The organism is Clostridium hydrogenum (assembly GCF_021432385.1).
In the GTDB taxonomy this organism is placed as follows: Bacteria; Bacillota; Clostridia; order Clostridiales; family Clostridiaceae; genus Clostridium_S; species Clostridium_S hydrogenum.
This window is the reverse complement of record NZ_JAEACT010000004.1, coordinates 136525-159816: the sequence shown is the minus strand read 5'-3', so window position 1 is coordinate 159816 and position 23292 is coordinate 136525. Positions and strand designations below refer to the sequence as shown.

Sequence of the window (23292 nt, the reverse complement as noted above, 5' to 3'; positions counted from 1 at the left end):
GAAACTATGGTATTATAAATGTACTACTTAGATACTAAAAGTTATTTTTTGGACATAATTACATATAAGGTAGTTATGTTAATATACAACAAAGGAGTGAGAGCAATGTTTGATAATAAAGATTTTAAAGATAAAAAGTTTAAATATGCAGCGGTTTATTCTATAGGTGTCATAATATTTGTATTATTACTTAATTATGCATCTTCTGCTATAAGAACGCAGCAAATATCATATAATAAGTTTCTAGATTTGTTAGATCAAAAAAAGGTCACACAGGTTCAGGTTTCTAGTGATAAGATAGTAATTATACCAAAAGAATCAGCAGGATTTGATAAGAAGATATTATATACAGGAAGAATATATGATCCTGATTTAAAAAATGAACTTAGAAAATCAGGGACGGAAATAATACCACAGATTGCAAATGATGATCCTATTAAGAGCTTTTTGGTTACTTGGGTATTGCCTATGGCATTCTTACTTATAATAGGTAAGTTTATTTTTGGAATGGTAGATAAAAGACTTGGAAATGGTGTAATGTCTTTTGGAAAAAATAATGCTAAATTGTATGCTGAAAATGAAACAGGAAAGACCTTTGACGATGTAGCAGGACAGGAAGAGGCAAAAGAATCACTTGTTGAAATAGTTGATTTTTTGCACAACCCAGATAAATATACGGAAATAGGTGCAAAACTTCCTAAGGGTGCACTTTTAGTTGGACCTCCAGGAACGGGAAAAACTCTTCTTGCAAAAGCAGTTGCAGGAGAGGCTAAGGTACCATTTTTCTCTATGTCCGGTTCAGATTTTGTAGAGATGTTTGTTGGTATGGGAGCTTCTAGGGTTAGAGATTTATTCCAGCAGGCACAAGAGAAAGCACCTTGCATAGTATTTATAGATGAAATAGATGCAATAGGAAAAAGCAGGGAAAATGGTATGGGCGGCTCTAATGATGAGAGAGAACAAACGCTTAATCAGCTTTTATCTGAAATGGATGGTTTTGATTCATCAAAGGGAGTTGTTATTTTAGCTGCAACCAATAGACCAGAGGTACTTGATAAGGCCCTTTTAAGACCTGGAAGATTTGATAGAAGAGTTATTGTAGATAGACCGGATTTAAAAGGCAGAGAGGCAATTTTAAAGGTTCATGCAAAAGAGGTTAAAATGTCAGAAAGTATATCTCTTGAGGATATAGCAAAAGCGACTCCAGGTGCGGTGGGGGCAGATCTTGCAAATATGGTAAATGAAGCAGCACTCAATGCTGTAAAGCAAGGAAGAAAAGAAGTTGAACAAAATGATTTAGAAGAGGCAGTTGAGGTTATAATCGCTGGTAAAGAGAAAAAAGATAGAATTTTATCAGGGCAGGAAAAGAAAACTGTATCTTACCATGAGGTTGGCCATGCACTTGTGGCAGCACTTTTAAAGCACACAGACCCTGTGCATAAAATTACAATTGTGCCAAGAACTATGGGGGCACTAGGATATACAATGCAGCTTCCAGAAGAAGAAAAATATCTTGTTACTAAGGAAGAGATGCTTGATCAAATAGCAGTAATGTTTGGTGGAAGAGCAGCAGAGGAAGAGGTATTTGGAACAATATCAACAGGTGCATCTAATGATATAGAAAGAGCAACACAAACGGCAAGAAATATGGTTACCGTATATGGTATGACAGATAAATTTGATATGATGGCACTTGAATCTGTTAACAGTAGGTATCTTGATGGAAGACCTGTTCAAAATTGCAGTGATACAACTGCAGCTGAAGCTGATAATGAAGTGCTAAAAATTATTAAAGAAGCACATAATAAAGCTAAGAATATTTTAAAGGAGAATAGAGAACTATTAAATAAAATTGCAGATATTCTTCTTGAAAAGGAAACAATTACTGGAGAAGAATTTATGAGTGTTGTAAAGGAGAGCTTGGGATGGAACGACAATCAGGAGAAATTGGGAAATTAATTGAAGACAAGGCTAAAGAACAAGAATTTAGTGAAGAAGCAGATAAACTCAAAGGTGTTATTGAAATCATAAATAGAGAAATTTTAAATTATATAGAAAAAAGAAAAGCAATAACTAAATATATAGTTGATTCTAGAAAGAAAAACATAAGTGATTTTGAAGATGATGAAGATAGAATAATAGAGTATTTTGATCATGAAAGGTATGTAAAAGAAGAAAGCTATAGGGTAATAGATAAGAGATTGAAAGAACTTACTACGCTTTCGTCTTCACCTTATTTTGGAAGAGTAGATTTTAATGACAGTGAATATGGTGAGGATAGCATTTATGTTGGAAGGTTTGGTGTAACACTTGAAGGGAGTTATGAGCCTTTAGTAGTTGATTGGAGAGCTCCTATTGCTTCATTATTTTATACAGCATCTCTTGGTGAAACAAAATATAAGTCACCAGATGGAGATATTGATATAGAGATTTTAAAAAAGAGGCAATACATAATTAAAAAGGCTGTGCTAAAAGGACTTTTTGATTCAGAAGTGGATGTCAAAGATGATATACTTCAGATGGTTTTAAGTGAGAATTCTGGAAGTAAGCTTCGTGATATTGTAATGACAATACAAGCAGAGCAGGATAATATAATAAGACAGCCTAGAAATAAAGCGGTAATAGTTAATGGTACAGCCGGAAGTGGTAAAACAACCATAGCACTTCATAGGGTAGCCTATCTCTTATATAATTATAGAAATGTACTTCAAGACAAAGTGTTAATTTTGGGACCTAATCAGATTTTTATTGAATATATAAGAGAGGTTTTGCCAACACTTGGTGAGGAAGGCGTAAACCAAGAAACCTTTAAAGATTTTGCACTAAATATGGTTGAACTTGATACCCATGATATTATGAGCACTAAGAATTACATGGAGCATATATTAAGTGGAGATGAAAAGTTTATAGAAGAAATTAAATATAAGCTATCGGACGATTATATAAATGAACTTGATAAGCTTGTAAAAATTGAAAATTCTTCTTATGAAAATAATTTAAAACCAGTAATTTATTATGAAAAAGAAGTTGTATCCAAAAAGGAATTAACAGAGCTTTTTGATAAGTACTATATAGATATGCCTCTCTTTAGAAGAAACAAAAAAATAAAGAGAATAATATTTGGAAAAATTAAAGACGCTAGAGATGCAAAGGTAAGGCAAATTGAAAAAGAATACAAGGAAGCAGTTAAAAATGCTTCAGAAGATGAGCTTAAATTAAACGGAAATGAAATGGCATATAAGAGGAAGCTTAGAATAAGAGAAGCCGTTGAAATGGTTATAAAGGCTAAAAAGGAGCTTACTTGGCTTTTGCCAAAGAATGTGCTTGATATTTACAAAACTATTAATGGAGAAAAAATGTACACTATTGATGATTTAGCTCCACTAATATATCTTAGAATTAAACTTGAAGGAATTAAACTTAATAAAGAAATAAAACATGTTGTAATTGATGAGGCGCAGGATTACAGTAAACTTCAATTTATTGTAATAAAAGAACTTACAAATTGCCTGGGAATGACAATTGTTGGTGATTCTAATCAAAGACTTATACCAGTAGCAGCTTCTAATAATATTCCTATGGAAAGTCTTTCTGAAGTTCTTGTAGATATGGATAATGAAACGTTTAAACTTAACAAAAGCTATAGGTCTACAGCTGAAATAATGCAGTATGCAAATAAATTCTTAAAGAATAATAACATAGTTCCGCTTGTTAGAAATGGAGAAAAGGTAGAGGAAATCCATGTAAAGTGCGATGAAGAATTTATTGAAAAAGCAGATGCTGCTTTAGTAGAGATGAAAGCCAAGGGATTTGAAACTGTAGGTATTATATGCAGAAACATGGAGGAAACAAAATATTTTGGAAAATTATTAAAGAATAATGATTACATAAAAATAGTAGATAGAGAAAATATAATTTATTCCGGTGGTCAAGTAGTAATTCCTTCATATCTTGCAAAAGGTCTTGAATTTGATGGCGTAATCATGGTTGATACAGATAAGAGTGATAACAAGAACAAAGTATCTTATGTTATGGCAACTAGAGCACTTCATAAATTATATGATATTCATGTGGATTATAGATAAACTGTAAGTGGGGGATAATTGTGAAGAAATCAAAGGAAGAAGAAAAGCTATTTTTTAGTGGGGAGTACATAGAGGAGCATAGGGAAGAAATGCAGGAATTTTTGATGCAATATAGAGCGGCAATAAAAGAAGTAAGTACAAAACTTGATATTTTGGATTATGAATTTAAGGTTAAGAGAAAGAGAAACCCAATAGAGTATATGAAATCAAGGGTTAAATTGCCAGACAGCATAATTGGTAAGCTTAGACGCAAAGGGTTAGAAGAAAGTATAGATTCAGCTAGAAAAAATTTAAATGATATAGCGGGAATAAGGGTGGTCTGTTCCTTTGTTGGTGATATATATGAAATTGCCGATATGCTAAAGAACCAAGATGATATTACTTTAATTCAGGAAAAAGATTATATTAAAAATCCAAAACCAAATGGATACAGGAGTCTTCATATGGTTTTGGAGGTTCCAATATTTTTTTCAGATCACGTGGAGCCTGTGAGAATTGAAGTTCAAATAAGAACAATTGCTATGGATTTTTGGGCAAGCCTAGAACATAAATTATATTATAAAACAGGTGAAGGAAAGTCTATGCATATAAAAGATGAATTAAAGGAATGCGCGAGCATTATAACAGAAACCGATATGAGAATGCAGAATATTCAAAGGGAAGTAGAAAGATTAAATTAATAAAATAACTAAAAAATCATTCTAGCCAATTTGGCATAGGGTGATTTTTTTTGTTGAAGGAGATAAAGATAAACCACTTGGAACTTGAAAATTGCAGATGCCAAATTTACCCTTGCAGCAATGTTTTTTCAATTCACAGTTCACGATGCACAATTCACAATGAATGATGATTAACCTTTCGATTCTCTTAGGTAAATCTTAAATTTAAATGTTGTTAGCTTCGCTAAGCACCATATATGGCGCAATTGCGTAAGCAATAAAAAAGTTTCTAGATTTTTCTACGCTCGCGTAGAAAAATCATCCTTCATTGTACTTTATACTCTGTACTTTGTACTTTGGTTTTTTCTCAACAAATAGTAGTAAAAATATTCCTATATTGTATATATTAATATAAGGGATATAGTATAATGGAAAATATCTTGGCAAAGTATTGTTAAGATAAAATTATATTAATGGAGGATTAAATAATGATAATACGTGAATTAAAAAACGAAGAATTAAGAATGGCAGTAGAATTAAATGCTGAATGCTGGAATGATGATTTTGCTGGAATTGTTCCGCATGATTCAATAAATGTGGATGAATACACCACTTTTATTTCAAATTGGGTAAATGACAAGAAATGTGATGATGTTAGGCGTATGTGTGGAGCTTTTGCGGGAAATAATTTTTTAGGATTTGTAGGTGCAAGTTTTACTGAAAAGGAAGACGCAGAACATGGTGTGGAGTTAAATTACCTATTTGTGAAAAGGCAGTATCGTGGAAAATCAGTGGGCTTAAAGCTTATAAGAACTATTTTAGTTGAATTTGTTGAGTATGGAGTGGATAAGCTAATTGTTTATAATTGGCATGATAGTGAGTCAAATAAGTTTTATAGGCACATTAATGGTAAAGTGATTAAACAGGTTATTCAAACGCAAGATGGTAAAGATGCTTTAGTTGATGTATTTGGTTGGGACATTAATTCAATTATAAAACTGCTTACTTCTAAACTTCATGTGCGGAGTACAGAAGAGGGTGGCTTTGCATGCACAAAATGCTTAGCTAAAAATATTGTAATGACTACTGAGTATAATGAAGAAGATAATAATATAGTTTGTAATGGACTTTTTCAACACAATGTGAAAAATACAAGAGGCGTAATAACAAGGCTTGGATTGCATATAAACCTATATTTAAAGGATAATGGCAAAACCATTGGTGCGATATTATGTGATGCTTTTAATTTATGTATTTATGTCGATGTAATGTGGATAGACGAAGCATATCGAGGAATGGGACTAGGCAAATCGCTTATTTTACAAGCGGAGAAAATGGCTAAGGAAAATGGCTGTATATTTTCTCATACTTGCACATTCAGTTATCAATCACCAGAGTTTTATAAAGCCTGTGGATATGCAGTTTTTGCAGAACTTGATGATTATCCAAATGGCATAGTACAGTACTTTTTAAAGAAGAAATTATAGAGTATATATAAAAATGCCCCATAAATTTACTTTTAGTATTTGAATAAGGCATCTTAAAAAATATCAATTCTAACTCCCGTCTATTTTTAGGCTATGTTTTAAATAAGTGTTGATTTTCACACTTATTTAAAACATAGCCTTTTTTTAAGATGCCTAAAACTACCAGAATAAAAGTTGTTATAATTAGTAAATATTTAAAATAAAATGACGAAAAATATTATAACGCTAATTTTGGAGGAAGAATTATGAGTAGATTTGGGGCTAAAATATTAAAAATGATGATGACGATTTTGGGGATTGTAGCAATAATTCTCATTTTGGTAAACGTTGTCATGTTTAGAAATTTTACGAATGAACTTAAAGCTACAACAAATAAGTGTGTTTTAGAGCTTATGAAATCGATTGATGTTGATAAACTTGATAAGCTTGTAGAAGAAAAATCAAAGGATAGTAAGGAATATAAGGAAATAACAAATTCAATGAGCTTGGCAAAATCAAAATCTGTTGCAAGGAATTTTTATGTCTTTATAAAAGCAGATGAAACTAATGCTGAGTTTTTGTTGGATGTTTCGGTAGAACCGTCAGAGTTTTTAGAAAAGTATAAGCTTGACAGTGATATAAAGAAAGCATTTAATGGAGAAATTGCAGTAACAAGTGGGTCAGAAGTAGATGAGTATGGAACTTTTATATCAGCTTTTGCACCAATTAAAAATCATGAAGGAAAAGTTATAGCTGTTGCAGGAGTAGATGTAGATTCTAGTATGCTTGAGAGTATTAAAAGTACTTTGTTTAAAACAACCATTTGCACAGTTATTATTTTAGGAATCTTAGCGTTTATCATGATTTATTTATATTCTAAAAGGTTAGGAAAAAACATTAAAAAAATACAATGTGCTTTAAATGAAATTGGTGCTGGAAATTTAACTGAAAACATAAGCATAAAAACAAAAGATGAGATTGAAGATATAGCTTTAGCTATTAATAATGTTCAGAGCTCGTTAAAGGAATTAATAGGTGATGTAGCAACGGTATCACATGATATGGATGATGTTATCGAAAAAGTAAATGATAAAGTTAAATGTTTAAATGATAATACAAATAAGGTTTCCTCAGTAACGGAAGAAATTTCGTCAACAATAGAAGAAACATCGGTATCGGCAGAAGAAATGGCAGCAATTTCAAAAGATATAGAAGCGACATTTAATTCTATAACGAGAAAATCTCAAGATTTAGAAGAAAAATCAATATTAATAAGTACAAAGGCAAAAGATGTAATGATTCTTTCAGAAAAAAGCCAAGTGGAAGCTAATAGTATATTTAGGGAAACGGCTGGTAAATTAAAAGTTTCTATTGAAAAATCAAGGGCTGTGGAACAAATAAATGTTTTAGCTGATTCTATTCTTGAAATAACCTCTCAAACCAATTTACTTGCACTTAATGCATCTATAGAAGCTGCAAGGGCTGGCGAAGCAGGTAAAGGATTTAGTGTAGTAGCAGAAGAAATAAGAAAATTAGCGGAACAATCCAATGATGCCATAAACAAGATTCGAAATACAACTGGAATTATATTGGATTCAGTTGAAGAATTAAAGGATAATTCAAATTGCATGATTAGTTTTATAGAAAATAAAGTATTAAAGGATTATGAAATTCTACTTAAGACAGGTAAACAGTACAATGATGATGCTGTATATTATAAAAAATTTTCTTCAGATTTAAGAGCAAATTCAGATGAAATTTTATTATCGATGAACAATATGTTAAAAACTATAGAGGAAGTAGCAGTTGCATCAACAGAAGGTGCAGAAGGGGTTTTAGATATAGCAAATGATATTGTAAAAGTAAATAATGAATCAAATAATGTATTGAAAGAAACATTTAAAGCCAAGGAGAGTTCAGAAAAGTTAAAATCACAAATTATAAAATTCAAAATTTAGAAGATACGTATTATAGATAAGCAATTTGAAAAATTAAAATTGCGTATACTAAATTCATCCTGTTAAATTACAATTTATCGAGCAGAGTACAGATGACAGAGTACGGAGTACAGTGAATGATGATTTACCTTTCGCTTTGCTTAGGCAAATCTTAAACTTAAATGGTGTCAGCTTCGCTGAGCGCCATATATGGCACAATTGCGCAGCAATAAAGAAAATAAGTTTTCAGATTTTTCATAGTGTTAACGGAGAAAAATCGTCCTTCGTTGTACTCTGTACTTTGTACTCTGAGTTAAATTGTAATTTGTCAGCTTAAATATAATTTTTAGATGCTTTTTATAATAAATTTATTTTAAAAGGTTAGATATAAATACAATTAAAATGCCTAGAATAATACCAATATCTAAAGAGATACTTTTGTCTCCTTTATTTTTTTTTAATAATGCGAGGAGTTTTCCAGATATAACAAAGCCCAATGCTGTGCTTATAGACGTTTTACTAAAGGATGAACTAAAGGGAACATCTGTAACAAGGATTATGGATATTGGAATTAAGACGATTAATAAAGCAATTACGTATAATATTAAATTTAAATTGCCAGTTTTTAGATATAATAACAAATCAAGTTTATTAAAATTCATTTCTACCTACTCCTTTTAAGAAAAATTCTTTTGTAAAAAATTTTTCTAACGATGGCATGCTTTCAAGTTAATTTAAGCTTGCTACTCTACTTCAAGCTTAAACTCCAATCTTCTGTTTCTGGTTTTCATTCCCATTGATTCATAAAATTTAATTGCATCTTTATTAAATTCCCATACGGTTAACTGAAGTGATGCTGCAGATATTGATTTTGAATATTCTACAATATGATTAAATAGTAATTTTCCAATTCCATTTTTTCTATATTTTGAGTTAACGGAAAAATCATCTATGTAAACAAACTTTTGGGGAACTAGAATTGGGATGCTTTGAGTACTCATAGCTTTTAATATGCTGTAGGCTGCCAATTCTTTATTGACAGTATTTTCAGCTACAAATATTTTTGTATTAATATCACTAAGTAAATTATCAAAATATTCTTTCGCCAGTGGATTGCTAACATCTAAATAAACATCGAGCCTATTTTTTAGATGCAAACTGTGTACTTCAAGCGTAAGTTTAGAGATATTTAGATAATCATCGCTTACAGCCTCTCTTATAGATAACTTCATTAAAATTCACTCCCAATTATTTTGTATTTTATTAATTATTATAATGTAAAAAAGATATTATTAAAATATAAGTGTGAAAATAATTTCGTAGATTTGTAACAAAAACACCAATATTTCATATATCAATATAAGGCGTGATTAGAATAATAAATGCAGAAAAGGATGGTGCACTAATAACTATTTAATATGTAGATATTAAAGATTACGATTGAATATTCTTTAGTGTGATAACTCCATTCTTTAGAATTGGTGTATGAGGGTGGTTTAAATGGCCAAATTAAATTCGGAAAGTAAAAATGAGTTAAAGACAAGAAGGGCAACCGCAGCACTTAGAAAACCATCAGTGTTTAGTATTATATTTCTTGGAGATGCACATGTAGGGATGGACCAAAGGCTAAATCCTACGTGTAAATATAGAATTAAAAACTATAAAGCTATTTTAAAATCAATAAACAGTAATGATAATACCCTTATATCTGTTTTTCATGGAGGCGATGAAGGCGATAAGGGGGTATATGTACAGAACTTTGTATCAATTACTAAAAAGTTAATGAATAGAAAGCATTATAGAATACCATATTTTGCAGGAGTAGGTAATCACGAATATCAAGGAGACCCATCACTTAGTGAATACAAAAAATATATATCCTCAAGTGATAATGATGTTATAAGATTGTATGGCAGTAATTATGGACCTAAGGTCGCAGTTATTATGCTAAATACAGGAGGTCCATCTGATAGTGGATGTAAAAATGGAAGTGGAACCATTATAGCAAGCTCTATATCAGAAATTAAAAATAGTGCAGCTTATAAGGCCGTTATAAAGGATAAAACTGTTAAGATAATAATAGATATGCATATTCCTCCACGTATGCCTGTATTTAGAGGAAATCCACCGACCCACCATCGTTTATGTTCTAATGCTGAGACACATTTTAAGAATTTTGTTAATGGCATTGGAACAAATAGAATCCTATTTATTGTAACTCATCATAAGCATGGGTATATTCAGCCTAAAATTAATAGTAGATATTTATATCTTGATAAAATTCCAGTATTTTTAACTGCTCAAGGTGGAAATTGTGACAAAGTGTTGTCGTCAGATAAACGTTCAAAGTATAGTTATTATAAAATTGAGATGTCGACTAATACAGCAAGTTCTAGGGATAACTACAAGTTAAAAAATGCCTATAGATTAGATGTTGATGTGAATACTTCAAAGGTAGTAAAGGCAATTACGATTTATTAAATATATGATTTTGCAAAAATATGCAAAGTTTTAAAGTTGTCGCACTAAGCTTATTTGATACGTAATTTAAAATTATTGCGAAGTAAGAGCATTCTGGAACATTAAATTGCATCAATAAATCTAAGAGGAATATTTTTAAAAGCCTAAGAACTTTCAATAACTCACTACCGTTCAGACAATTGAAAGTTATAAGTCTTTTGAAAATATTCCTCTTAGATTTATAAGATGCCATTTAAATCGTTCCAAAACGCTCTTACTTCGCAATTACAGTGGTTTAAGGAAAAAATTCCTCCGTGCCTACGGAATTTTTGAATAAAAGCAAAACTATTGCAATTGTATAAACAATAAAAATAAGTTTTAAGATTTTCTGTAGCAAAGCGGAAGAAAATCATCCTTCATTGTGAATTGTGCATCGTGAATTGTGAATTGATTTAATTCGCAATATTTTAAATTTGTGTATAGAATAATTTTGTACGACAACCCAAAGTTTTATTGTGAATTGGTGTATAAGGGTGATTTACATGGCGAAATTAAATGATGCAAGTAAACAGCAATTAAAGCATAGAATATCAGATATATATCTTAGAAAACCAACAGAGTTTAGTATTATATTTCTTGCTGATGAACATGTGGGAATGAATGAAAGACCAGATGTTATATGTAAATATGAGATTAAAAGTTATAAGGCTATTTTAAAATCAATAAATAGTAGAGATAATACACTTATGGCTATTTTTAGTGGTGGTGATGAAGGAGATAGAGGCAGACATCTAGAGCAGTTTGTAGCAATAACCAATAATTTTATGAATAATAAATCTTATAGAATACCGTATTTTGCGGGTATAGGAAATCATGAATATAAGGAAGATACTTCTCTTAGTCAGTATAAAAAATATGTATCTTTAAAGTTAAATGAGGTTATAAAGCTTTATGACAGTAGTTTTGGACCTAAGGTTGCAGTTATCATGCTTAATACAGGTGGACCAGCTAATGATGGTTGCTTAAATGGAAAAGGTGCTATTCTGAAAAATTCTATATTGGAAATTAAAAATAGTGCAGCGTATAAGGCAGTTGTAAAGGATGAAGCCGTTAAAATAATAATAGATATGCATATGCCTCCACGTATGAATAAATTTAAAGGAAATCCGCCGTCACATGTTTTATGTCCTAATGCTGAGGCACTTTTTAAAAATTTTGTTAATGATATAGGAAAAAATAGAATTTTATTTATTGTTACTCATCATAATCATATATTTATTCAAACTAAAATTGATAACAAATGTTTTTATCTTAATAAGATTCCTGTATTTTTAACTGCTCAAGGTGGAAATTGTGACAAAGTATATTCATCAGATAAACGTTCAAAGTATAGTTATTATAAAATTGAGATGTCGACTAATACAGCAAGTTCTAGGGATAACTACAAGTTAAAAAATGCCTATAGATTAGATGTTGATGTAAATACTTCAAAGGTAGTAAAGAGAATTACAATATACTAATTTTAGTACAATAGTCAATTGACAATATAAGCATAATATAGTAAGATGCAGTTAATAAGTTTTTAGGAGGACAAATAAATGGGTGAACCAATTCCGAACGTTGAAAGGTAATATAATTTAATACCAATCTTTAAGAGGGTTTTCTGCTCGTTTGCGTGCAGGTTTATTGAGGTTACATTCTTTTAGATAAACAATGTTAAGGAATAGTTTTGCATTTATACCTTTTGTAAATTTATGATATTAAAAGAATTGAGAGGTTCTTTTAATGTGAATGATTTTATATTTGTTATGCTATTAAATGCCATACTTAACGTATGGTTTTTTTATGCAGTAAATTAGTCTTGCTGTGTATATGGTATATCTTTAGTAAGGTTGCAAGTGAAATATATTTCGCTGCAACCTATTTTTATTTTTTTGAAAGGGAAAGATTATCAATTAGAATTTTTGATTGAATAGAGGAGATAGTTAAATATGAGTAATTATAAAATTATAAGTAATTATATGGAAAATGAAAAATATAGAAGTAGCTTTAATGAATTGGCTAAGAATACATTTGACATTGATTTTGAGAGATGGTATAAAAATAAATTGTTTTTTAATAGATATGTAAATTATTCTGAGGTTTATGGAGATAAGGTTATTGCAAATGTATCAATAAATAAGATGGAACTCATAATAGATGGCCAAAAGAAAAAAGCACTACAGCTTGGCACTGTAATGACACAGCCAGAATATAGAAAAAAGGGATTATCAAGAGAGCTTATTAGCCATATTATAGAAGAATACAAAGATGAGTATGATTTGATTTATCTTTTGGCTAACGATAGCGTTTTAAATTTCTATCCTAAGTTTGGTTTTAAAAAGGTTGATGAAACTTCTTATAAATTAGTTGCAAAAGATGTAGAGAAAAAGGAAAGCGCAATAAGAAAGCTAAATACGGAGGATGAAGAAGATAAAAAAATTATTAAGAGACTTGTAAATTTAAGACAACCTATAAGTAAAGCTTTTGGAGTGTGTAACGACATTTGGCCTTTATTAGTTTATTGCTTTTATGAATTTAAGGATGACTTATATTACTTGGAGGATGAAGATACTATAGTAATATTACAAAGAGAAAATGAAATTGTAAATATATATGATATAGTAAGCTTAAAAGCTATTGATTTAGAGAGCATTATTGAAAAAGTTGTAATGCTGGAGGATAAAACGATAGAACTTAATTTTGTACCAGAACTATGTAAATACAAGGCAGCTAAAGGAACAAAGAAAAGAGAAGATACGACACTGTTTGTAATAGATAAAGATGATTTACTAAAAGAAGAAATACAATTTCCAATAACTTCACATACGTAGAGGAGGAGAAATATGAATTTTACAAAAATATTAGAAGAAAATACTAATCCAATTTATAAAAAAGAAACTGAGCATTTTATAATCAGTTACAGCGAAATGGATAAGTCTTGCATAGAAAAAGTTTCAGATGTTCTTGAGGATAATTATAATAAGGTTACTAATAATTTAAACCAACAGCTTAAAGAAAAGCTAAATATTGAAATTCATTCAGACCGTAAAAAAATGCATAGAGCGTTAGGAATTGAAAATGCAGGAGATTGGATAAGGGGAGGACTAGGCAAGGGAAAAGTTATTATTGCATCTCCCTTAAATCCTCCTCCAGGATCTGATTTTAATAATGTTGTAAATACGGCAGTTCATGAATTTGTACACATTGTAGTAAAGAAAATAAATGATAGTATTCCGAGATGGTTAGACGAAGGAATTGCTTCTTATGAGGCAAAAGACAATAACATGAGTTGGATAAGGAATACGGTTAGGGAAGGAATTAAAAACAATATAGTACCTTCCTTTAGGGATTTGGACACTGGAGCAGATTTTCAAAAATTCTTTGAAAAGGGTGGATATCAGTATTCATATACTATAGTTGAAGCAATAGTTAATATATTTGGATATGAGAAGTTGTATGATTTTATAAAGTCGCCTAGAAACTTTGAAGAAATATTTGGTATGACGGAAATAGAATTGCAAAATAAATGGAATGAGTATATTAGAAAATATTATTATATATAGTTTGTCAATAGCTTTGTAATAGATTAAAAGTGGGGGCACTAATATTATTTGATACGTAAAATATAATTATTGCGAACTAAAAATCAGAGTACAGAGTACAGTTAAGGTTGATTTACCCTTCTTACGTCAGGTAAATCTTAAACTTAAATGTTGTTCAGCTTCGCTGAACAACATTGATAATATACCGATTGCGTAAGCAATCAAAAATAAGTTGTAAGATTTTCTGTAGCAAAGCGGAAGAAAATCATCCTTCACTGTACTCTGTACTCTGTCATCTGTACTCTGAATAAAAGGTTCGTATTTTTTAAGATTTGTGTAAAAACTAATTTTTTGCAACAGCCTTTATTACGCACTTTAATTTGAGTATTTACATGTAGTTGACTTCATCAATTGCTGAATTTTTCATTGAAAGATTATTACATATAGATAATATTAGTAAACTCGACAGTTAATAATAAATGGTGTAATATAACATTATAAGTAAAAAATTAACAAATTAAAGGCGGTTGAAATGAATAATGAGGAGGCTGTGAATATGCAAATTTATACATTAAATGCATTTGCAAAAACAGAATATGGTGGGAATCCAGCGGGAGTTGTTTTAGAGGCAGACTTTTTAACAGCAACTGATATGCAAAAAATTGCAAATCATATTGGTTTTTCAGAAACAGCTTTTGTAAAAAAGTCAAACAAAGCTGATTTTAAAGTTGAATTTTATACACCTAATGCAGAAGTTGACTTATGTGGACATGCAACTATAGCAACATTTACGTTATTAGCGTATAAAGGCATTATAAAAGAAGGTTTGTATAGTCAAGAAACGAAGTCTGGAATTTTAGGTATAGAATGCGGTGATGAAAATGTAATTTATATGGAACAGAAAAATCCAGAATTTTATGAAACACTTGATAAAAAAGAAATAGCAGGATCGTTAAATATTAAAGAAGATGAGATTAACGATGGGCTACCTATTCAAATCGTATCTACAGGATTAAAGGACATTTTAATTCCAATCAAATCGCTTAGCAATTTGCATGACATAAAACCTGATTTTTATAAAATTTCAACTGTCACTAAAAAATATGGGGTTGTTGGTTACCATCTGTTCTCTTTGGAAACAAAAAATAATTCAACTGCACATTGCAGAAATTTTGCGCCTTTATATGATATTCCGGAAGAAGCTGCAACAGGTACGTCAAATGGAGCGTTGAGTTGTTACTTATACAAACATGGAATAATTCATGAAAAGAAAGCAAAAAATTTAGTTTTTGAACAGGGATACTCCATGGGAAAACCCTCAGAAATTTTATCCAGCTTAGAAATTATAAACAATGAAATTAAAAGGGTAAAGGTTGGAGGAACTGCATTAAATATTGAGGAAAAAGAAATGGCTATTTTTTAAAAGAATGTTGATATGAGCTTATGACATTAATGGACTCTAGGGATTGCTCGTTTATAATTTGCTACCCATTTAGATGCATCGTCCTGATGCCTAAATGGCTTTGACCGTCCTAGTCAAAATTACGCAAATTATAAACGAGCAATCCTAAGAGTTCATAAAAGTCAACGCATCACATCAACATTCTTTTAAAAATATCCTAAAATACTAAAGGAAGCTATGTTTTAAATAAGTGTGAAAATCAACACTTATTTAAAACATAGCCAAAAAAAACAAATTCTAATATTGTTTGGAATATAGTAAAGACAGCAATAAAGAATGAACCTATAAGATTTCCAGCAAATGAATACAGAGGAATCACATATGTACATGAATTAGTAAAAAACTTTGATAAAATTTTAAATCTGACAAGTGGGATATATAATACTGGAAGTGAAAATAATTTGAGTACCTATGAAGTTGCAGAAGAGGTAATTAAAGCATTGCGATTAGAAAATAGAAGTGAAGAAATTTTAATAAAAGATACGGAAAGGTACAAAGAAAAAAATAGGGACTTAAGAATATCAAATAATAAGCTTAAAAATTGTGGAGTGCTTTTTAGCAGCACCGAGGAAGCAGTTAGAACTTGTATAAACGATTTTTTATTTTGAGATGCTAAAATTAAAATATAAAAGAGGGTTTAATGATGGATGTTAATGATTTTGTAAAAGAATTAGAAAAAATTTTATTGCCTAATAGGATTAAGCTTTTTCCTGGGGCTACAAGTAAGGAAATTGAAAAAGCTCAAAGTAAACTGAATATAAAATTTCCGAAAGAATTAGTGGATGTATTAATGTTTTCAAATGGAGTAGATGAATTGATGTATATACCTAATGAAGATAAAACTATAGTTATTGACGATGTTTATTGGTCAGTTAAATCAATTCTAAATGGCACTTTTGAACATGATAAATATCTTGAAATGATTGAGTCAAAACATAAAATAAAGTATTTATGCTTTGCTGATAATGGATGTGGTGAACATTTTGGATATAAAATTATAGATGGAAAATGTGATGATACAACAATTTATGTTTATTATCCTATAGAAGATAAATATAATAAAGTTGCTACAAACTTTGAAGAGTGGGCAATAGGATGGTATTTAGGTAAGATAGTTACTTAAGTGGTAGGAGGAAGGTAAATGGATATTGGTAGATATAATGAAAATTATAGGTATTGTTAAATGATGGAATATTTTCATATGGATTTAGATATAAATAAACTAATAAAGGTTTTTTTAAAATTTACAGGTATAAGCTAAAAATTCTTATATAAAATTTAAACTTTATTTGGAAAATTTCCAATTGACAAATATTGAACTTATTTTGAAAAACTTTATAAAAGCAGGCTTGTGCTGATTTTGTTAAGTAAAATAATTTCCTGTTAAATTCAAAGGTTTTTGTTTTTATTTTAAATTTATCAAAAACTATTGAAAACATGTTAAAATTTTGATATTATAACATTAAAGAATAGAAAAGGATTTCTAATCAAATAATACATTATTTATATATATAAAGAAATATATAATAAAAATACTAATTTGAGTAGAATTTAAAAGAAAAAAATTCTGTTTCTTTAGAAAAATTAAGTAAAAACTAAAAAAGTGTTACCCCAATATTAGAAATGTAATAACTTCTAATATTATACTATGCAATCGACAGAAAAGGATTTCACAAATGAAAAATTTTGCTTTGATTACTTATTAAATTAATAATGTAGGGAGGAGTAAAATGGAAAAAGTAATAATACAAAATAATAAATTAATAATTGATGGAAAACCGCGGTCTTTACTCTGCTCTTCACTTTTTTATTTTAGGATACCAAGGGAATTGTGGGAAGATCGTATGTTAAAGATAAAGGAAATGGGATATAACACTTTAGATGTCTATTTTCCATGGAATTATCATGAACGTGAAGAAAACAAATGGGAATTTACTGAGAATAGGGATGTGTATTCTTTTTTAGAGTTGGCTAGAAAACATAATATGTATGTTATAGCCAGACCTGGACCATATATTTGCTCTGAATGGGATATGGGAGGATTACCAGCTTACTTGTTATCAAAGAATCTTCCTCTTAGACAAAATGATTTGTCCTATTTAAAGTATGTTAGCAAATGGTATAACAAGATTTTACCCATTTTGTTTAAGTATCAACTTTCTAAGGAAGGAACAATTATAGCAATACAAATCGAAAATGAATTGGACTTTTACAATTGCAATGATGTAAGTGGATATATGAAAAAGTTAAGTGAAATGGTGAAAAGTTTTAATTTTGATATCCCAGTTATCGCTTGTGCAGGACAAGGAGATATATGTGGAGCAACAGGATATATAGAAGACGTTATTCCAGCATTAAATGTATATTATGGACGTTATAATCGTAATTTTGCATATGGCATAGAACATGTAAAAAAATTATGTGATAAGTTAAATGCACCACTTCTTGTAACGGAAACAGAGCGTAATATAACAATGATTAGGATGCTTTTTGGAATAGGGGCTAGTTTAATTGCACCATATAATCAAGTTGGTGGCAGTGACTATTACTACTACAATGGATTATCTAATTGGGGAAAGCCAAATGCATTTATGACATCTGATTATGATTTTGCGTCATTAGTTACTCCTGATGGTGAATATGGGGAACAGGAAAAAGAGGCAATAGTATTTAAAGGAATTTATAAATTGTTTGAGCCAATTGTTTCTGAGGGAAATGTAGTTGTTGATAAAAATAATATAAATAACGAAGTACACTATATTGCAAATAAAGATAATACTAAATTGCACACATTTTTAAATCCGGAAGAAGATAATATTACAGTTAATATAAGTGGCATAGAATTACAATTATTGCCACAGCATGTTCATTACGTAATTGAAAACCTTTTACTAGCACCATATATGGATGCTGAAATATTATTATCAACGGCAGAAATAACTAATATTGATAAGGTAAATGAAAAGGTTATTATAGATGTTTTTACGCGCACTAATAGTTTTATTTCTTTACAATTTAATTCTAAAAATAAAATCGTAGTAAATGGAGACAATATAGCATTTGGCAGGGTAGATTTATCATTTAGTGATGCAAAAGAAAGCATTTCAATAATTTGCGATGAAAAAGAAATTTTAATAAAAAATTACGGCTTAGCAGATATTGAAAAAAAGGCAAAAAAATCTTTTGAGTCAATTAGAACGGTTGAAATTGGGGAGATAACTAAGATAAATAGGACAACGGTTGAAAGGCAAAATGCTAATGGTGAGGATAGCTTCCTTGAGGATTACGGTATTTTTTACGGAGTTGGAGAATATCAATTTAGCTTACCAAATAATACAATGAACTCTTATAATATGTTACTTTTGGAGAATCCGGGTGATATTGTAAACGTATATCAAGATGGGGAGTATGTTGAAACAATAGCTAATGGAGGCTTCAACAAATTTGTTCAAATAAGGGATGGAAAAAGAAAGCAATTTAGAATAAGAGCTGAAATATGGGGACATAGCAATTTTGATGATAATGTAACTCCTAATACACTTTTAGCTTCAAAAAGGGGTATCAGAAAAATTATAGCTGTCACTAGTTATGACAATATAAGCGAGTTGTGGTTTCTTACTGATTTAGATGGAAGAAAAAAATATGATTGGTTGCAAAAGTTAGGCAGCGGGTTATATGTTTCAGATTCGTTTAAAGCAATTTATAAAAAAACTGTAAAATTAAAAGAAGGAAATGCACTGTATTTATATTTTAATGAATCAGAAGCTGATTATTATGTTACCGTTAACAATAAGTTTCTTAGCAAGGTGTCTAAAAGTGGATTTTTAGATATTAGCGAATTTAATTCTCTACCTTCAATTGAATTAGAAGTTTTAGTAGAAAAAACACATCATAGTTGTGCTGCAAGTGAATTGTTTTTAATACAAGGAAAATTAATTGAAAATTGTGATGTAAAAAGAGTTGAAGTTGAGAAGTTAGAAAATACAGAATTAAAGCAAGTTTCGCTGCCAAATATAGTATTATCACAGGGACTAGAATATTTGGTTAGCATTAATATAAAAGAGGCACATTTAAAAAGGGGAATTGACTTAAAAATTAAGGGGAAAGACATATTGATAAAGGCAATTGCAAATAAGAAGATGTATTCACGAATATTTTTATCAGAAAATGAAAATCAAAGTAAAGTTTCTGGTGGAAATCCTAATAAAATGTTTTTACCAAATGAAATTTTGGAAAATGGCTTAATCCATCTTTACGTTTATGCAATTAATCAGAATAGTAGCCTAGAGTCCATAGAATATAAAATATTATAATAGGGTTTAATTTGTTTATTCTCATCCATGCAAATTGTTATTTTGGTATAACTTTTGAATTGGAGAAAATATAAAACAAAACTGTAAACGTTTATCTAAATTAATCAAGGGGGAATATGATATGTTTAAGAAAAAAAGATTTGCAATGATAGCTACTTTAGTAAGCCTTTCTTTAGGTTTAACTCTAATGAGTGGTTGTGGAACTGGAACAAATACTGCGTCTAATGGTAAGGTTACAATTACATTTTCACACTGGGGTGGTGACGATACCTATACTAATGTATACAAGGAGCGTATAGCGGCATTTCAAAAGAAAAATCCTAATATTTCAGTTAAAGTCATTACAGTAGCAGATAACTATGAAACTAAACTTCAAACTATGATGGCAGGTGGAAAAGCTCCTGATGTTATGGAAGTTGCAGAAAATGGAATGCAATTTGCTTCTAAAAATAGATTCATGGATTTAACGGATAAAATTAAAAAAGCAAATATTGATACAGAGAAAACTTGGGGTAAAGAATCTATTTCACAGTACACATATAAGGATAAGATTTTTGGACTTCCAGATCGTAGCGGTCCAATAATCATGTACTATAACAAAGATTTATTTGACAAGGCTGGAGTTAAGTATCCAACAAGTGATTGGACAATTGATGATTATGAAAATGCACTTCAAAAGTTAACTGTTAAGAAAGATGGAAAAACAGTTCAATGGGGTGGCGCTTCATTAGACTGGATGCCATGCTGGGGTGTTTTCATAAAAGCAAATGGTGGAGATATTATAAAAGATGGCAAAGTAGCTATAAATTCTTCTGAAAACTTAGAAACTCTTAAAAAGTACAATGATGATTATAAAAAAGGAGATATATTGGATTATAAAACATTAGAAACTGTAAAGAATTCAAATGGTGATTCTTATTTCTCACAAGGTAAGGTTGCAATGTTAGAGACAGGTTTTTGGGACGTTGATAGTTTCTCAAAAGTATCTGGCTTAAATTGGGATATTGCTCCTGTTCAAACTGGTACAGAAAAAGCTTCATGGCCTTTTGGAAGTGCATTAACTATTTCTAAAGATTCAAAGAATCAAGATGCTGCATGGAAGTTTGTACAATATATGACAGGTACAGATGCACAACAAATATTAGCAAAATCACTTGGTGACTGCCCTGCTAACTTAGATGTAATAAATTCACAAGACTTTATCAATGAAAAAGTTAATGGTAAAAAGTATAATCTTGCAGCAATTGGAACTTCAATAGAAAGAGTAAAAGTTGATGGAGCGTTTAAAGGACCTTATTACTCAGAAATAGCAACAGAAGGTGGAAATCAAATAAAAGAAATGTTACTTGGAAGATTAACGCCTCAAGATGCTTTAAAGAAGATGGAAACAAACATGAACAAGATTTTGGATAATTATAAGTAAGAATTTATAAAAAAATAAATTATGAGAAGCTATTGTGAAAATACTTAGACAATATCCTTCAATAGCTTCTCACAAAAGGGTGTGATTTATTTTGGTAGAAGTAGCTAATAGTGCAAAATTGGCAAAAGAGATGAATAGAAAAAGGGTAAGAAATCAAAGAAATTGGTTCTTTGTTTTTATTTCACCATGGTTAATTGGATTTTTAATATTTACATTTTTTCCGATACTGTTTTCTTTTATAATAAGTTTTACTGATTGGGATATGTTTTCTAGTTTGCATTTTATTGGCATAAGCAACTATGCAAAATTATTTGCTAAAGATGATGTGTTTGTTATTAGTTTAAGGAATACCTTTGTTTATACATTTATGATGGTTCCAATTAATATGGTACTATCACTAGCAATGGCATATTTATTAAGTTTTCATTTAAAGGGAATGAAATTGTTTAGGACTTTGTATTACCTTCCAGCGGTAGTTCCTGGCGTTGCAAGTTCGTTACTATTTGCTAGAATACTTTCAACTAATGGTTTATTAAATAAAGCTTTAGCTATTTTTGGAATACAGGGACCTTCATGGTTACTTAGTAAAACCTACGTACTTCCTGGTTTTGTTTTCTTAGCTTTATGGGGAGTTGGAGGTACGATGATATTGTTACTTGCATCTATTAATAGTGTTGGAGAAGAAATGTACGAATCAGCATTACTTGATGGAGCTAGTAGACTTAGAATGTTTTGGAGCATTACAATACCACAAATTACTCCAGTTATATTTTTTAATTTAGTTACTGGAATTATAGGAACAATGCAAACCTTTACTCAAGTCTACATGATGACTTCAGGTGGACCTGATAACGCAAGTTCAATGATTGTACCTTATCTATATAAAACTGCGTTTACTGATTTTAGAATGGGGTATGCTTCTTCAATGGCATGGGTTTTATTTGCTATTATAATGGTATTTTCATTATTAATTTTAAAGAGTTCAAGTTTGTGGGTATTCTATGAAGAGGAGGTTAGATAATGTTAGATAAAAATTTGTCGAAGCTTTCAAAGATAATTATTTATTTAGTTCTTATTTTTTTCTCAGTTATTTTAGTTTCGCCATTCATATATATGATTTCAATGGCATTGGCCTCACCTGAATCGAATATTAAGCAAACATTTACTGTAATACCTAAAGAATTTTATTGGTCTAACTTTGTAAACTTATTTACAGGAAATGCTGATAAACCTGTAGGCCATTGGCTTATGAATTCACTATTTATTATTGTCTTAAGTATAATTGGACAAATTTTCTCTAGTACAATTGTTGCTTATGGATTTGCAAAAATGAGATATAAACACAAAAATAAGTTATTTTTCTTACTTTTATCCACAATGATGTTACCAGGACAAATAACACTTATTCCTGTATTTGTTATATTTAAAGATCTTGGATTGTACAATAGCCTTTGGCCATTAATTATTCCTCAGTTCTTTGGATCAGCCTATAATATATTTTTTACAAGGCAGTTTATGACATCAATTCCATCATCACTTTACGAAGCAGCAGAAATAGATGGGTTGGGTTACTTTGGAATATATAGAAAGATAGTATTCCCATTATTAAAACCAGCTGTATGTGCTATTGCAATTTTCACATTTAATGCTCAATGGGGAGATATCATGGGACCATTAATTTATACATCAGATGTAAATAAAATGACAATGGCTTTAGGAGCACAAGTTTTATCAGCTTCTTCTAACCCTACAGGACAGCTTAATATGTCAATTTTGATGTGTATGTCAGTTGTTTTAACTATTCCACAAGTTTTAATTTATTTCTTTGGACAAAAATATCTATTCCAAATAAATATTAGCGTTGGAAATAGTGGAACAAAATAATTAATTATATTATGAGAGG

The 23292-nt window shown here is 30.0% G+C and carries 18 protein-coding genes; 16 read left to right on the top strand and 2 right to left on the bottom strand.

Annotated features, from left to right (window positions below):
* The first annotated feature begins 105 nt into the window (after window positions 1–105).
* The 5 genes from ftsH to CUEA01_RS19065 all read left to right on the top strand — a co-directional run bounded on the left by ftsH (window position 106) and on the right by CUEA01_RS19065 (window position 8168).
* Window positions 106–1959: an ATP-dependent zinc metalloprotease FtsH gene (gene ftsH / locus CUEA01_RS19085; RefSeq protein ID WP_234123517.1), complete on the top strand. Its 1854-nt coding sequence runs from the start codon at window positions 106–108 to the stop codon at window positions 1957–1959.
* Window positions 1926–4085, top strand: coding sequence for a HelD family protein (locus CUEA01_RS19080; protein WP_234123516.1), 2160 nt, complete (start codon window positions 1926–1928; stop codon window positions 4083–4085). Before ftsH ends, CUEA01_RS19080 begins: the two co-directional genes overlap by 34 nt.
* 20 nt (window positions 4086–4105) lie before the next feature.
* Window positions 4106–4765, top strand: coding sequence for a GTP pyrophosphokinase (locus tag CUEA01_RS19075; RefSeq protein ID WP_407929272.1), 660 nt, complete (start codon window positions 4106–4108; stop codon window positions 4763–4765).
* A 467-nt stretch (window positions 4766–5232) separates the two neighbouring features.
* Entirely contained in the window at window positions 5233–6231 is a 999-nt protein-coding gene (locus tag CUEA01_RS19070) for a GNAT family N-acetyltransferase (protein WP_234123515.1), read from the top strand.
* 245 nt (window positions 6232–6476) lie between these two features.
* Window positions 6477–8168 (top strand): methyl-accepting chemotaxis protein, encoded by a 1692-nt coding sequence (locus CUEA01_RS19065; protein ID WP_234123514.1) that lies wholly within the window; start codon window positions 6477–6479, stop codon window positions 8166–8168.
* A gap of 347 nt (window positions 8169–8515) precedes the next feature.
* On the opposite strand, the gene CUEA01_RS19060 is transcribed toward CUEA01_RS19065, so the two are convergent.
* Window positions 8516–8809: a hypothetical protein gene (locus tag CUEA01_RS19060; protein ID WP_234123513.1), complete on the bottom strand. Its 294-nt coding sequence runs from the start codon at window positions 8807–8809 to the stop codon at window positions 8516–8518.
* 81 nt (window positions 8810–8890) lie between these two features.
* Window positions 8891–9379: a GNAT family N-acetyltransferase gene (locus tag CUEA01_RS19055; protein WP_234123512.1), complete on the bottom strand. Its 489-nt coding sequence runs from the start codon at window positions 9377–9379 to the stop codon at window positions 8891–8893.
* A gap of 268 nt (window positions 9380–9647) precedes the next feature.
* Here CUEA01_RS19055 and CUEA01_RS19050 point away from each other — a divergent pair, with 268 nt between their 5' ends.
* The 11 genes from CUEA01_RS19050 (at window position 9648) to CUEA01_RS19000 (ending at window position 23273) form a co-directional block, all read left to right on the top strand.
* Entirely contained in the window at window positions 9648–10628 is a 981-nt protein-coding gene (locus CUEA01_RS19050) for a metallophosphoesterase (RefSeq protein ID WP_234123511.1), read from the top strand.
* A 521-nt stretch (window positions 10629–11149) separates the two neighbouring features.
* Entirely contained in the window at window positions 11150–12127 is a 978-nt protein-coding gene (locus CUEA01_RS19045; RefSeq protein WP_234123510.1) for a metallophosphoesterase, read from the top strand.
* Window positions 12128–12598: 471 nt separating this feature from the next.
* A complete protein-coding gene (locus CUEA01_RS19040; protein WP_234123509.1) occupies window positions 12599–13480 on the top strand; it encodes a GNAT family N-acetyltransferase in 882 nt (293 codons plus the stop codon).
* 12 nt (window positions 13481–13492) lie between these two features.
* Window positions 13493–14212 carry a peptidase MA family metallohydrolase gene (locus tag CUEA01_RS19035; RefSeq protein ID WP_234123508.1) on the top strand — a complete coding sequence of 240 codons (720 nt, stop codon included), beginning with the start codon at window positions 13493–13495 and terminating at the stop codon, window positions 14210–14212.
* A gap of 529 nt (window positions 14213–14741) precedes the next feature.
* Window positions 14742–15614: a PhzF family phenazine biosynthesis protein gene (locus tag CUEA01_RS19030; RefSeq protein WP_234124743.1), complete on the top strand. Its 873-nt coding sequence runs from the start codon at window positions 14742–14744 to the stop codon at window positions 15612–15614.
* A 440-nt stretch (window positions 15615–16054) separates the two neighbouring features.
* Window positions 16055–16261, top strand: a complete 207-nt coding sequence (locus tag CUEA01_RS19025) for a hypothetical protein (RefSeq protein ID WP_234123507.1) — start codon at window positions 16055–16057, stop codon at window positions 16259–16261.
* A gap of 35 nt (window positions 16262–16296) precedes the next feature.
* Window positions 16297–16776: an SMI1/KNR4 family protein gene (locus tag CUEA01_RS19020; RefSeq protein ID WP_234123506.1), complete on the top strand. Its 480-nt coding sequence runs from the start codon at window positions 16297–16299 to the stop codon at window positions 16774–16776.
* Between the two features lie 607 nt (window positions 16777–17383).
* The gene (locus tag CUEA01_RS19015; RefSeq protein ID WP_234123505.1) at window positions 17384–19966 is read left to right on the top strand and encodes a beta-galactosidase; all 2583 of its coding nucleotides are present in this window, start codon (window positions 17384–17386) and stop codon (window positions 19964–19966) included.
* A 121-nt stretch (window positions 19967–20087) separates the two neighbouring features.
* A complete protein-coding gene (locus tag CUEA01_RS19010; RefSeq protein WP_234123504.1) occupies window positions 20088–21389 on the top strand; it encodes an ABC transporter substrate-binding protein in 1302 nt (433 codons plus the stop codon).
* A 91-nt stretch (window positions 21390–21480) separates the two neighbouring features.
* Complete coding sequence (locus CUEA01_RS19005; protein ID WP_234123503.1) at window positions 21481–22410, top strand: carbohydrate ABC transporter permease; 930 nt, start codon at window positions 21481–21483, stop codon at window positions 22408–22410.
* Window positions 22410–23273, top strand: a complete 864-nt coding sequence (locus tag CUEA01_RS19000; protein ID WP_234123502.1) for a carbohydrate ABC transporter permease — start codon at window positions 22410–22412, stop codon at window positions 23271–23273. The genes CUEA01_RS19005 and CUEA01_RS19000 overlap by 1 nt, the downstream gene beginning before the upstream one ends.
* Window positions 23274–23292 lie beyond the last annotated feature (19 nt).

Bases quoted from the DNA above. Each gene is read 5' to 3' on its own strand.
- ftsH (WP_234123517.1), top strand. From the start codon at position 106: ATGTTTGATAATAAAGATTTTAAAGATAAAAAGTTTAAATATGCAGCG.
- CUEA01_RS19080 (WP_234123516.1), top strand. From the start codon at position 1,926: ATGGAACGACAATCAGGAGAAATTGGGAAATTAATTGAAGACAAGGCT.
- CUEA01_RS19070 (WP_234123515.1), top strand. From the start codon at position 5,233: ATGATAATACGTGAATTAAAAAACGAAGAATTAAGAATGGCAGTAGAA.
- CUEA01_RS19065 (WP_234123514.1), top strand. From the start codon at position 6,477: ATGAGTAGATTTGGGGCTAAAATATTAAAAATGATGATGACGATTTTG.
- CUEA01_RS19060 (WP_234123513.1), bottom strand. From the start codon at position 8,809: ATGAATTTTAATAAACTTGATTTGTTATTATATCTAAAAACTGGCAAT.
- CUEA01_RS19055 (WP_234123512.1), bottom strand. From the start codon at position 9,379: ATGAAGTTATCTATAAGAGAGGCTGTAAGCGATGATTATCTAAATATC.
- CUEA01_RS19050 (WP_234123511.1), top strand. From the start codon at position 9,648: ATGGCCAAATTAAATTCGGAAAGTAAAAATGAGTTAAAGACAAGAAGG.
- CUEA01_RS19045 (WP_234123510.1), top strand. From the start codon at position 11,150: ATGGCGAAATTAAATGATGCAAGTAAACAGCAATTAAAGCATAGAATA.
- CUEA01_RS19040 (WP_234123509.1), top strand. From the start codon at position 12,599: ATGAGTAATTATAAAATTATAAGTAATTATATGGAAAATGAAAAATAT.
- CUEA01_RS19035 (WP_234123508.1), top strand. From the start codon at position 13,493: ATGAATTTTACAAAAATATTAGAAGAAAATACTAATCCAATTTATAAA.
- CUEA01_RS19020 (WP_234123506.1), top strand. From the start codon at position 16,297: ATGGATGTTAATGATTTTGTAAAAGAATTAGAAAAAATTTTATTGCCT.
- CUEA01_RS19015 (WP_234123505.1), top strand. From the start codon at position 17,384: ATGGAAAAAGTAATAATACAAAATAATAAATTAATAATTGATGGAAAA.
- CUEA01_RS19010 (WP_234123504.1), top strand. From the start codon at position 20,088: ATGTTTAAGAAAAAAAGATTTGCAATGATAGCTACTTTAGTAAGCCTT.
- CUEA01_RS19000 (WP_234123502.1), top strand. From the start codon at position 22,410: ATGTTAGATAAAAATTTGTCGAAGCTTTCAAAGATAATTATTTATTTA.